The sequence below is a fragment of the Citrobacter sp. JGM124 genome (genome assembly GCF_018257795.1).
In the GTDB taxonomy this organism is placed as follows: Bacteria; Pseudomonadota; Gammaproteobacteria; order Enterobacterales; family Enterobacteriaceae; genus JGM124.
Map to the genome: position 1 here is coordinate 168,766 of NZ_JAERJD010000004.1, position 12,611 is coordinate 181,376.

The 12,611-nt window shown below is 49.0% G+C and carries 11 protein-coding genes; 6 read left to right on the forward strand and 5 right to left on the reverse strand.

Features of this window, described 5'->3' with window-relative positions:
- The first annotated feature begins 199 nt into the window (after window positions 1–199).
- On the forward strand, window positions 200–1,024 hold the full coding sequence (fdhD, locus tag JK154_RS07195; protein WP_211991837.1) for a formate dehydrogenase accessory sulfurtransferase FdhD: 825 nt from the start codon (window positions 200–202) through the stop codon (window positions 1,022–1,024).
- A 7-nt stretch (window positions 1,025–1,031) separates the two neighbouring features.
- Here the strand turns inward: fdhD and selB are convergent, their stop codons facing one another.
- Window positions 1,032–2,876 carry a selenocysteine-specific translation elongation factor gene (gene selB / locus JK154_RS07200; RefSeq protein WP_211991838.1) on the reverse strand — a complete coding sequence of 615 codons (1,845 nt, stop codon included), beginning with the start codon at window positions 2,874–2,876 and terminating at the stop codon, window positions 1,032–1,034.
- Window positions 2,873–4,261, reverse strand: coding sequence for an L-seryl-tRNA(Sec) selenium transferase (gene selA, locus JK154_RS07205; RefSeq protein WP_211991839.1), 1,389 nt, complete (start codon window positions 4,259–4,261; stop codon window positions 2,873–2,875). Before selA ends, selB begins: the two co-directional genes overlap by 4 nt.
- A 503-nt stretch (window positions 4,262–4,764) precedes the next feature.
- Here selA and JK154_RS07210 point away from each other — a divergent pair.
- The 5 genes from JK154_RS07210 (at window position 4,765) to JK154_RS07230 (ending at window position 9,345) form a co-directional block, all read left to right on the forward strand.
- Window positions 4,765–6,681: a PTS mannitol transporter subunit IICBA gene (locus JK154_RS07210; RefSeq protein ID WP_211991840.1), complete on the forward strand. Its 1,917-nt coding sequence runs from the start codon at window positions 4,765–4,767 to the stop codon at window positions 6,679–6,681.
- A 64-nt stretch (window positions 6,682–6,745) separates the two neighbouring features.
- Window positions 6,746–7,900, forward strand: coding sequence for a mannitol-1-phosphate 5-dehydrogenase (gene mtlD / locus JK154_RS07215; protein WP_211991841.1), 1,155 nt, complete (start codon window positions 6,746–6,748; stop codon window positions 7,898–7,900).
- A gap of 60 nt (window positions 7,901–7,960) precedes the next feature.
- Window positions 7,961–8,488 (forward strand): MltR family transcriptional regulator, encoded by a 528-nt coding sequence (locus JK154_RS07220; protein ID WP_211991842.1) that lies wholly within the window; start codon window positions 7,961–7,963, stop codon window positions 8,486–8,488.
- A gap of 71 nt (window positions 8,489–8,559) precedes the next feature.
- Entirely contained in the window at window positions 8,560–8,922 is a 363-nt protein-coding gene (locus tag JK154_RS07225; RefSeq protein WP_211991843.1) for a YibL family ribosome-associated protein, read from the forward strand.
- Between the two features lie 177 nt (window positions 8,923–9,099).
- Complete coding sequence (locus JK154_RS07230; protein WP_211991844.1) at window positions 9,100–9,345, forward strand: YdgH/BhsA/McbA-like domain containing protein; 246 nt, start codon at window positions 9,100–9,102, stop codon at window positions 9,343–9,345.
- Between the two features lie 51 nt (window positions 9,346–9,396).
- Here JK154_RS07230 and JK154_RS07235 read toward each other — a convergent pair whose 3' ends face one another.
- The 3 genes from JK154_RS07235 to JK154_RS07245 all read right to left on the reverse strand — a co-directional run bounded on the left by JK154_RS07235 (window position 9,397) and on the right by JK154_RS07245 (window position 12,313).
- A complete protein-coding gene (locus JK154_RS07235) occupies window positions 9,397–9,657 on the reverse strand; it encodes a DUF2534 family protein (protein WP_211991845.1) in 261 nt (86 codons plus the stop codon).
- A 60-nt stretch (window positions 9,658–9,717) separates the two neighbouring features.
- A complete protein-coding gene (locus JK154_RS07240; RefSeq protein WP_249215827.1) occupies window positions 9,718–11,736 on the reverse strand; it encodes a TonB-dependent receptor in 2,019 nt (672 codons plus the stop codon).
- Between the two features lie 130 nt (window positions 11,737–11,866).
- Complete coding sequence (locus tag JK154_RS07245) at window positions 11,867–12,313, reverse strand: DUF2946 domain-containing protein (protein WP_249215808.1); 447 nt, start codon at window positions 12,311–12,313, stop codon at window positions 11,867–11,869.
- Between the last annotated feature and the right edge of the window lie 298 nt (window positions 12,314–12,611).

The following is a 12,611-nucleotide window of genomic DNA, read 5'->3' on the forward strand; positions in this document are numbered from 1 at the left end:
ACAGATTTGTCTCTTTTAAAACATCGCCTGACTGGCGATAAAATGGTAATTCGGAATGCTTATTATGTTCTAAGACAGGGACAGAAGAAGGACGACCACAATACACTATTGGCGAAGAGGTAATGGCCTTCTATCCTCTATTAATACCCAAGATAATACCATATGGATGCTGGGGCCGTTTTCGATTTAAGGTAAAAAAATGAAAAATATCGACTCTTGTCAACAAAAAAACGTGACAAATGGCACAGGTTATAATGCGGTTGCTTGTTGGCAGCGTAATGATTTACAGCGTTCCATTTCTGATGATATCGCAGAGGAAGTGCCTGTCGCTTTGGTATACAACGGTATTTCCCATGTTGTCATGATGGCCTCCCCTAAAGACCTGGAAGCGTTTGCCCTTGGTTTTTCCCTTTCAGAGGGCATCATTGAGCACCCCCGGGATATTTCAGGAATGGATGTTGTATCACACTGTAATGGTATTGAAGTACAAATAGAGCTCTCAAGTCGTCGTTTTATGGGGCTTAAAGAACGCCGCCGTAACCTGGCCGGAAGAACCGGGTGTGGTATCTGTGGTGTTGAACAACTCAATGATATTGGACGCCCATTACCTGTATTACCCTTCAGTCAGCGTTTCTCTCTGTCATCGCTTGATCCGGCCCTGAGCAAAATGCGGCAGTATCAACCGGTGGGCGACTTAACCGGCTGTACCCATGTGGCGCTGTGGCTGGATAACCACGGTGACATCCTTGGTGGGTGTGAGGATGTCGGTCGTCATGTGGCGCTGGATAAAATGCTGGGTATGCGGTCTCGCCAGCAGTGGCAGCAAGGAGCAATGTTAGTCTCCAGCCGTGCCAGTTATGAAATGGTACAAAAAGCGGTCATGTGTGGAGTCGAGATTTTATTTGCAGTATCCGCCACGACCGCTCTGGCGATAGACATTGCTGAACGCAGCCATCTGACACTGGTGGGTTTTTGCCGCAAGGGGCAGGCAAAGGTTTACACTCACCCCCAGCGCCTGTATTAATCATCTCTCAGGGCTTTTCATCGGACATAAACAAGGCACTGTCACGTAGCAAATGGTTATTGCCAAGACGACGGGTAAAGCCTTCCCGGTCGAAATATTCCAGGATCTGAATCGCCAGTTTGCGCCCGATTCCTAACCGATCACGAAAGTCAGCAGCACAGGCCGAGCCTTGTGTCTGATCCAGTTCACGAATCAAGGAAGCAAATTGCGTAATTGTCTCATGGCGGTAATACCTGTCTTTCAGGATAGCGGTGACCAGCCCCTGTTGGGCGGCGAAGCGTAATAACTGACGTATCAGGCCTTCATCTTCACCGGTGGTTTTCGCCAGGTCACGAACCCACCAGGCCTCATTACCCAGTAATGCCTGGACCTTGTCCCATAGAGTCTGTTGCTGTGGCGTAAAATGAGGTTCATACCCAGGCAGATGTAACCAGCCCTGACGGCTACACACTTGCCCGGTATTACGGAGCTGGTCAATCAGCGCCAGTACCAATTTTTCATCTGCTGATGGCAGTGCCATTCGACGCAGACGCTCCCGCCCGGGGCCTGGCTGGTCATCATGTTGTTGATGATAGCGTGCCAGCGTCTCCAGTATTTTCTGCTGCCAGTGAGTGGCCATTTGTTCACTGAGTAAAAGGCCTCCCGCCTGAAAATAACCCGGTTTTTCCGTCAGGGTCTGTAAGCCAGTGGCGGTCAGCTGGCGAGCCCAGGCGAAATCGCTGAGGTTTACTGCACCGCGCATTAGCTGAGTATCCAGAGCCTGGGCATCAGTCTGTACATGGCCAAGCATTGTGGCCCATTGTAGAAAAGCAGGTTGCCGCTTCCCGCGACGAGGGGCATGGAGTAGCAACGTCCTGGCACCGGCGAGTGTCGTGCGTGCACTAATATCCCGTAGTACCAGACGGTCATTTTCTGCCAGCCATAGAGGCGTATCCAGCACCAATTCGGCAAGATTATCCTCAAGCAGAGAGACTCGGCCGGTAATATGACTGGCTGCATGGTGAATATGTAAAGGCTGCCACTGCTGGAGTGGCGCGATGCTCTGGAGCGCAACAATGACCCGTTCCACAATCTGGCAAGGTTTGTCGCTCAGTAACCAGTCACCCCGTGTAATATCGGCTTTCTCAGCATTGCCACTGATATTCAGTGCGATGCGTTGCCCGGCACAGGCATAAGGCGTGTCCTTGTTCTGGGCATGCAGGCCACGGACTCGCATTGGTTTATCTGCCCCGGTTAACCACAGTGTGTCGCCAACGGTGACTTCACCACTCAGGGCGGTGCCCGTGACCACTAATCCTGACCCTTTTACCGTGAAGGCACGGTCGATGGCTAAACGAAAGCGGTGATGAAAAGGGTGAGGACGTTCGCTGAGTTGCTGGATATGCCGGCGCAGTGCCTCGATACCCTCGCCAGTATTTGCTGCTGTGATAAAGATCGGGACGTCATCATTGCCTGACAGTGTACTAACCTCAGCACGAACCTCGTCAATACGTTCAGTGCTGACTTTATCTGCTTTAGTTAAGATCACGGTAATCGTGGGGTTGCTCGTTAACTGTAATAAAGCAAGATGTTCACGAGTTTGCGCCATCACGCCATCATCACAGGCCACCACCAGCAACGCGTGATCGATACCGCCGACTCCTGCGAGCATATTGGCAAGAAACTTCTCATGTCCGGGAACATCAATAAAGCCAATAATTCGCCCGTCGGGTTGTGGCCAGTAGGCGTAGCCTAAGTCGATAGTCATACCCCGTTTTTTCTCTTCGGGCAGACGGTCAGCATTGATGCCAGTCAGGGCTTGTAACAGCGTCGTTTTTCCATGATCCACATGTCCGGCGGTAGCAATGATCACGGGGCAAGTACCTTCAGTAATAGTGCATCATGTTCCAGGCAGCGTAAGTCGAGCCATAGCCGGCCGTCAGTAATACGGCCAATCACTGGATGTTCTAGCTCACGTAGGGTTTTGCTCAGTGCCACCAGAGTTGAGCCGCGTCCATCACGAGGCTGGAAAGTCAGCGCTGCGCTTGGCAGCTTACCTACCGGTAAAGAGCCGCTACCTATTTGTGACAGACAGGGCTCTGCACTGACGATAAAGTCCACATCAAAATAGCGGGCAAAGAGAGGCTGTAAGCGTGCAGCCTGGACTGAAATATCTTCAGCCGAACGAGTCAGTAAACGTAAGGCTGGCAAGCGCTCGGCCAGGGTTTCTGGGTGTTGGTAAAGTCGCAGAGTGGCTTCTAACGCTGCCAGAGTCATCTTGTCTGCCCGCAGCGCACGTTTCAGCGGGTGCTGCTGGAGACGGTCAATGTAGGTTTTTTTACCGACAATAATTCCCGCTTGAGGACCGCCAAGTAGTTTATCACCAGAGAAACTGACCAGGCTGACCCCATCAGCTATCAGCTGTTGTGGCATCGGTTCTGGCGGGAGTCCCCACTGGGTTAAGTCCACCAGGGAACCACTCCCCAAGTCGGTGATCACGGGAAGACTATGCTGGTTAGCCAGGGCTACCAGTTCAGCTTCGCTCACGGATTGGGTAAAACCCTCAATATGATAATTACTGGTGTGAACTTTCATCAAGAGAGCGGTATTTTCTCCCAGCACATTACGGTAGTCAGCTAAATGAGTACGGTTAGTGGTACCCACCTCAATCAGCTGACATCCTGCCTGACGCATGACGTCAGGAATACGGAAAGCACCGCCGATTTCAACCAGTTCCCCCCGTGAGACGACCACTTCTTTGCCCTCACTACAAGCGGCTAGCATCAGGAGCACTGCCGCGGCGTTATTATTGACGATACAGGCCGCCTCTGCCCCTGTGAGCTCACACAATAAAGTGGCCACGGTTTGGTCCCGATGCCCACGTTCAGCGGTATCCAGTGAATATTCCAGTGTGACAGGTGAACCCATCACCTCACTGACAGCTTTAATCGCTGACTCTGCCTGTAATGCCCGGCCCAGATTCGTATGCAGCACGGTTCCCGTCAGATTAAGTACTGGGCGTAGCGTGCTACGGTTACGGGTAGAGAGCCTGTCCTGGGCTTCATCGCTCCAGTTGTCACACCAGTCAGGTAAGGTTCCGTCACGACTGATTTGCGCCCGCGCCTCATCCTGTAACTCGTGAAGTATGGCGACAACACGAGTGTGACCGAACGTTTCGATCAGGGGTTGGAACGGCGCTTCACACAGTAGACGGCTGGTCGCCGGTATACGGCTAAAAAGTGTTTGTGTTGTCGTCATATCATCACGGCATTTGAAGGGGGTGGGTTAATTGTACAAGGATACGGCATTTTATGCTTTGTTGAGTTATCCACTAAGCTTAGTGGGAGCTTGGGACTGAAGTGCAGGCGCAATGAACCCTATGGCGCAGATTATTACTGTACAGGAGGCAATAAGACGGTTTGCCTGATAAATGTGTAAATATTTTGTGATAAGTGTCACATAAATCAAACAAAGGACGGCCTGATAATTGTGATTAAGATCACATTATTGCTGTGTTGATGGTTATTAAACTAGCAACATTCTTTTTTAACACCTCAATTTTGTGATTTAAATCACCAAGTTGACCCACGTCCCCTGCTTGTATTAGTGATGTTTGTCACATAATCAGGGGCTTGCTGGACAGATACGCGATTCAGTGCCAGATTCGCAGCATTTACTGCATCTGGCTGACGATTTGTTGGCACGTTAACAATAAACCTCGGGCTGCTTTTCAGCGCGTAACACCACTAAGGGGTATGAGTATGTCATCTGATATCAAGATCAAAGTGCAAAGCTTTGGTCGTTTCCTCAGCAACATGGTAATGCCAAACATTGGGGCGTTCATCGCCTGGGGGATTATCACTGCATTATTTATTCCTACCGGCTGGTGGCCTAATGAAGAGCTGGCGAAGCTCGTGGGGCCGATGATCACTTATCTTTTACCACTGCTGATCGGTTTTACCGGTGGGCGGCTGATAGGCGGTGATCGTGGTGGTGTCGTTGGTGCTATTACCACGATGGGGGTTATTGCCGGTGCGGATATGCCTATGTTCTTGGGGGCAATGATTGCTGGTCCTCTTGGTGGTTGGGCAATCAAGCACTTTGACAGCTGGGTAGATGGTAAGATCAAATCTGGCTTTGAAATGCTGGTGAACAACTTCTCGGCGGGTATCATCGGTATGATCCTCGCGATTCTGGCATTCCTTGGCATAGGTCCTGCGGTAGAAGTACTCTCTAAAATACTGGCGGCAGGTGTTCATTTCATGGTTGTCCATGACATGCTGCCACTGGCTTCTATCTTTGTAGAACCGGCAAAAATTCTGTTCCTGAATAATGCCATCAACCACGGTATTTTCTCTCCGTTGGGTATCCAGCAGTCCCATGAACTGGGCAAGTCTATTTTCTTCCTGATTGAAGCGAACCCAGGCCCGGGTTTAGGTGTACTGCTGGCTTATATGTTCTTTGGTCGTGGTAACGCGAAGCAATCCGCTGGTGGCGCTGCTATTATCGAGTTCCTTGGTGGTATCCATGAAATCTATTTCCCTTATGTTCTGATGAACCCACGTTTACTGCTGGCGGTAATCCTCGGCGGTATGACTGGCGTATTTACCTTGACCCTGTTTGACGGTGGTCTGGTTTCTCCTGCTTCTCCTGGTTCTATTCTTGCGGTTCTGGCGATGACTCCAAAAGGAGCCTATTTCGCCAACATCGCTGCTATTGTTGCTGCAACAGTCGTCTCCTTTGTTGTTGCTGCCATCTTGTTGAAAACCAGTAAAGTTAAAGAAGAAGAAGGCGGCCTGGAAGCGGCATCTCGCCGTATGCAGGATATGAAGGCTCAGTCTAAGGGTGCGGCTCAGTCTGCTTCAACAGACGTGTCGAATGATCTTGGCCACGTACGTAAAATCATCGTAGCTTGTGATGCCGGTATGGGATCCAGTGCTATGGGCGCTGGGGTGCTGCGTAAGAAAGTCAGTGATGCAGGACTGAAAAATATTTCCGTGACGAACTGCGCGATAAATAACTTACCAAACGATGTTGATCTGGTGATTACTCACCGTGATTTGACTGAACGCGCTATGCGTCAGGCACCGCATGCTCAGCATATTTCTCTGACTAACTTCCTTGATAGTGGCCTTTATACCAGCCTTACTGAACGTTTAGTGGCGGCTCAACACATTAGTGAAAATGAAGAAAAAGTGATCGAAAGCCTGGAAGACAGTTTTGTTGCCACTGAGGACGAGCTGTTTAAACCGAGTGCCAGTAATATTTTCCTTGGTTTACAAGCCAGCACCAAAGAAGAGGCGATTCGATTTGCCGGTGAGCAACTGGTGAAAGGAGGATATGTTGAGCCTGAGTATGTTGATGCGATGTTTGCACGTGAAAAACTGACCCCAACGTACCTTGGTGAAGGTATTGCTGTTCCTCATGGCACCGTAGAAGCCAAAGATCGGGTTCTGAAAACTGGTGTGGTGTTCTGCCAGTACCCACAGGGTGTTCATTTTGGCGAAGAACCTGAGGATATCGCTCACTTGGTTATCGGGATTGCAGCACGTAATAACGAACATATTCAAGTGATTACCAGTCTGACCAACGCGCTGGATGATGATTCAGTTATTGAGCGCCTCGTCAATACCACCGATGTTCAGGAAGTTCTGGATCTTCTGGCGGGTAAAAAATAAGACCTTCTGTATACCCTCTTCATTATCTGGAGAGGGTTGACTCACATTGAAAAAGGGTAACGCAATGAAAGCATTACATTTTGGTGCAGGGAATATCGGTCGTGGGTTTATCGGGAAATTACTTGCTGATGCAGGTTTTCAGTTAACTTTTGCTGACGTTAACCCAGTCTTGCTGGATGCTATCAACGCCCGTCACAGTTACCAAGTGCATGTTGTCGGTGAAGAGCAACAGATTGATACTGTTTCCAACGTGAATGCGGTTAGCAGTATTGGTGAAGAAGTGGTGCAGTTGATTGCCGAGGTGGATTTGATCACGACTGCTGTCGGGCCAGTTGTCCTTGAGCGTATCGCCCCGACACTGGCTGAAGGTCTGATGCTCCGCCGTGCCCGTAGTAATGAAACCCCTCTTAATATTATCGCTTGCGAGAATATGGTGCGTGGTACCAGCCAGCTTAAAGAGCATGTTAAACAGGCCCTGTCCGATGATGATTGGGTATGGGTTGAGCAGCATGTCGGTTTCGTTGACTCTGCTGTTGACCGTATCGTTCCGCCTTCAGAGTCAGCCACCAATGACCCATTAGAAGTGACAGTCGAAACCTTTAGTGAGTGGATCGTCGATAAAACACAATTTAAAGGTGAACCTCCAGTGATTGCTGGAATGGAACTGACAGATAACTTGATGGCGTTTGTTGAGCGTAAGCTCTTCACGCTGAACACCGGACATGCTATAACCGCGTACCTCGGTCAGCTTGCAGGCCATCAGACCATCCGTGATGCTATTCTCGATGCTGATATTCGTGCGGTCGTCAAAGGTGCAATGGAAGAGAGTGGTGCTGTTCTGATCAAACGCTATGGTTTTGATGAGCAAAAACATGCAGCTTATATTAATAAAATCCTTGGCCGTTTTGAGAATGCACACCTGAAAGATGATGTTGAACGTGTTGGCCGTCAGCCTTTGCGTAAACTCAGCTCCGGAGATCGCCTGATTAAACCGTTACTGGGTACGCTGGAATATGATCTACCGCACCAGAATCTGATCGAAGGGATTGCGGCAGCACTCCATTACCGCAGTGAGCAGGACCCACAAGCCCAACAGCTGGAAGCACTGCTGGTCAGTAAGGGGACGGAAGCGACCCTGGCAGAACTCTCCGGGCTGGATATTAATAGTGATGTTGTGGCCAAAGCAGTTCAAGCCCACAAGGCGAAAGCGAAGGCCTAATAAGATAGCGAGCGGGAACAGTGGATGCTGTTCCCTAACCCAATTCAGTGACAGGCAAAAATGGAAGAAACCCAGGCCTTTGAGAATCATGTGCTTGAGCGTCTTAATGCGGGTAAAACAGTACGCAGTTTACTGATTGCGACAGTCGAATTGTTGACGGATGCCGTTAATCTTCTGTTGCTTCAGGTATTTCGCAAAGATGATTATGCAGTGAAATATGCTGTTGAACCCTTACTGGACGGCGATGGCCCGTTGGGGGAACTGTCTGTAAGATTGAAGCTGATCTATGGGCTCGGCGTACTGGGGCGTTATGAGTATGAGGATTGCGAGCTGTTGATGGCGCTTCGTGAAGAACTCAATTACGATGGCAACGAATACAGTTTCATTGACGATGAAATTTTGGGCCCTTTTGGTGAGCTGCATTGTGTTGCAGCCCTCCCTGTCGCCGCGAACTTTATCGATGACAGTGACCCTACGCTTCTTGCCATGCAGCGTAAGCGTTATTTACAAGTTGTGCGTTCTACCATGGTTCTTTCTCTGACTGAGCTGATTTCAAAAATCAGCTTGAAAAAAGCCTTCCAGAAGTAGTCTATTTCACGTCATCTGCCGGGATAGTGTATCCTGTTGCGCAAATATCCTTTTATTCACGGTAAGACACAATGAAAGAAGTCGAAAAAGCAGAAATTAAACGTCTCAGCGATCGTCTGGATGCCATCGGTCATCAACAGGCGGATATGTCTTTGGTAAATGAAGCTGAAAAATATGCTGAACTGGAAAAAGAGAAAGCGACACTTGAGATAGAAATTGCCCGTCTCAATGCGGTGCGTAACCAAAAATTGAGCAAAGAAGCTCAGAAGTTACAGGCACTCCCTTACCGCCGCGCAATTACCAAAAAAGAGCAGGCGGATATGGGTAAACTCAAAAAATCAGTGCGTGGCCTGGTTATTGTTCACCCAATGACGGCGCTGGGCCGTGAGATGGAGCTGAAAGAGATGACTGGTTTTTCCCGTACCGATTTCTGATCGTTGCCCTGCTTCACGTCACCTGTTACGTGAAGCAGCCTCTCTTTTTTCCTGCCTGAAAAACATTCAATTATTCTGAACTTGTTTGGCTGATTGTTCCGCTAACATTACTTCCTGTGTCTGGTTAACATTATTTCATCAAAGGCATAAGGCCTTTTAATGACAAAGATAACCAAGATGAAAAGTATCAAATATTTTGTTGTAGCTATGACTATGGCCGTCTCTTTTTCTGGTTTTGCGGCAGCAATACCAAATAGTGCCGGACATAAACTGGGAACAGTTTCTGTGAGCGGGGCCCCTACTGTTGATAGTCTCAGTGCACAGCTTCAGGAAAAGGCGAAAAAGGCCGGAGCAAGTTCTATCCGTATTGTTTCCGCGGGTGGTAATAACAAAATGTTTGGTGTTGCTGAAATCTATAACTAATATTTCTTATCACAAAATGGGCCGCTTATGCGGCCCGTGTTGTTTTACCCTTTAGGCGTTGGACTCTTTTGGCCCTAACATCAGGATGCCAACGGGGATAGAGACCAGAATGGTAAAGACAATACTGTACAGGAATGTCCAGGCGCCCTGAATAAAGAACAGTGACGTTTCCCACTGACTCATTGGCAAATTGTATTGATCCACAACACCTTCAAAGGTAATCGTGGAGATTATCGATAATACAATCAAGAAGGCCACTGAAACGAAAATCAGGAATTTTTTACCTTCCGGGGTACGAAGTTTATGCCGCATAAAGCTTTCCTCATATTAATGCTTTAAAACCATGACCTGTGCAGGTCAGCATGAATAACGTTAAAATGTCATACTCAACTTTCCCCAGAATGTTCTTCCAGGTTCGTTAACGGATGTCTTCGCTGAATAGCCAAAGCTACTATTGCCCGCAAGATTAAGATGCTCACTGTATGTTTTATTAAACAGGTTATCCACCCCGGCGCTCAAATTCACAGCAGAATTGATTCGGTAAGTGGCATTGGCTGAAAAGAGGGTGAATCCGGCGGAGGAGCTAAAGTCTTTCCCTACTACGTTCCCTTCGTTAAGCGCAATGCGGTGCTGGCTGCTCACGATCCTTAATAAACCGGTACTGCTCCAGTTTCCCTTTTCCCAGGTCAACCCGAAACGGGTCTCCAGAGGGGGGATTTGCGGTAATGGTTGATTATCGGTACGATTTTTTCCCCAGGAATAGGCGAGGCTGGCATCCGTTTTCCAGTTATCTGTCAGCTGATAACTGACACCTGTCTCCGCCCCCATGATAGTCGCATTAACATTGTCCGCCTGGCTGCGCCAGGCATTATGAGGATCATAGCGGAATAGAATAAAATCATCTACGCGCCCAAGATAGGCTGAAATCCAGCCATTAACCCGTTCACCGCTATACTGAGCACCAAGATCAAGTTGGGTGGTTTTCTCACTCTTGATATTATCGAACACATCTCTGGTTCCACCGGGACCCTCATTGGGGGAAAACAGCTCCCAGTAATCAGGGAAACGTTCTGTATAACCCACTCCGGCGTAGAACATGACAGGCATTGAAGAGAGTGTGTGTTCAACACGCATAAACCCTGCTGGCAGGGTATCTTTACGTTCAGCCGATCCCGGATGGCTGTAGTTATCAGCCTGCACCCGGTCAAGCCTGGCTCCACTGATAAGTTTGTTTTGCTCGTTAGCATGCCAGGTTAATTCACCAAAAAAGCCGTAATCCTGGAAGCGTGCATCTTTCTTCCAGTCACTGTTGCTTTTACTACGGTGGGTATTTTCCTGAAGGTCACTCCCCCCACGCAGCTCATAGTCTGACCATAGCCAGGTTCCCATCATGCGCCCCCCGACGGTGCGCCGGTCCAGCTGCATGGCCATGCCTGTCGACATTCCTGAATGGCCGTTATTCATTGCAGTAGCCGTGGCTGCTTTGGCGCATTTACAACGACTTTCCCCGGAACTGGAAGAGGAAGACATCGACATCATGCTGCCAGGTGAGCGCAGGGAGTAGTTATCCATTATATGGTTGGCATAGTTATAATAGACATTGGCTTCAAACTGCTCGAAAACTTCACCAATATTAACCTGTTCAAAGCGCATGCCCAGACTGTCACGTTTAAATTGTGAACCGTCCATACTACGCCCTGCATAACGGGCTTCGCCGTTACCTTTTCCTGCCGTGACTTCCAACAGCGTGTCTTTATCAGGTGTCCAGCCTATGGCCATATCCCCATTCCACTTATCCCATCGTGATGGCACGCGCTGGCCATTGCCATCACTGTAGTCATTAGCGTGGGACTTATTACCAGTTAATCGAACGTAACCCGTTTCATTACCAAAACTGGTATCCAGGTTGGTATCCCAGCGTTGATTGGAGGCTGTTAATGCGCTGGCTGTTCCTTTTATTCCCGGTTCATCAAACCGTGGAGGCTCCCGGTCAAAACGCAGTGTGCCGGCAGAGTTTCCTGCGCCCCACAGCACGGTCTGGGGGCCTTTCACCAATGTCATAATGTCGAAATTTTCTGGTGAAATATAGGATGTTGGGGCATCCATCCGTGCCGGGCAGGCACCGAGCATTTCACCATTATTGGTCAATATACGCAGGCGAGAACCGAACATACCACGAAATACTGGGTCACCATTGGTGCCACCATTACGAATCTGTGAGAACCCTGGAATCGTTTTAAGATAGTCGGATCCATCGCTTGCCGGAACGGGCTGACGTGGTGTCTTGGGTGAGGTTATCACTTCAAGGGGGGAGTGCGCTGGCGCGGTAACAATCATGACAGAGTCATCATGTTTTTCTGCCGCCTGGGCTGCTGAGTTGACGAGTGCCATAAGTATGAATGATGTCAGTGGAGTGTATTTTATCATCAAGACTTTCATCTCTAACCTTGCTGTTTTTCAGGCGTAATACATCATCTCCGTAACCGGATTGAGTGTTATTACGTTAGGTATTTTCTAAGCGTTAGTACTGAAATACAGAAGGAGGGGCGCGAGCGAGTTGTGGGTTCCAGGGGCGAAAAAGGGGAGTGAAGAAAAGCGCGACAGGCACCAGTCGGATAACAAAATGGAGCAATAGCCAGAGTAAAAATGCCAGGGTAAACAGAATAAAAGGAAGATGTATCAATAACTGGCAATAGCCACAGGCCATCTCTTCCATAGGCGACATAACCTGGCCTGGCGTCATAAGCATCATGGGATGAACCGACATTGACGGGCAGGTTGTAGGCACGGGCATGTCATGATGCGAGTGGTGCATCATGGAGTGGGTCATAGACGTTGACGCGTCAGGATGGGTGCAGTCTGCATGGTGCATCATCGCTTTAGAAATCAGTGGTGCAATAAATAGCATCATGATTGCTGCCATCGCCAGCCACGTCCCAGTGCGCCAGGCTAACGTACCTTTGAACAAAATGTTACCAAAGAGCAATTTAATTGACGAGAGTGTAGCTGATTTAACCGCGATTTGTTACAAAAAACGGCATCATTGTGCCATTCAGCAAACCAGATTCAACTGCTGCCGGGCCGGGCTAATGGTTTACTCAGATCATAAGGGAGCCGGCAACAGGGAACGTCCTGGGAGACGAGGAACGACGGTGAGACAAGCACGCCGATACATCGAGTGGGGGATAATTAAGTCCGCTACCCACGTTTTCCACCTTCAGTTGCGGACTTAACTAATTACATTTTATGCATTCCCTGAAAATATG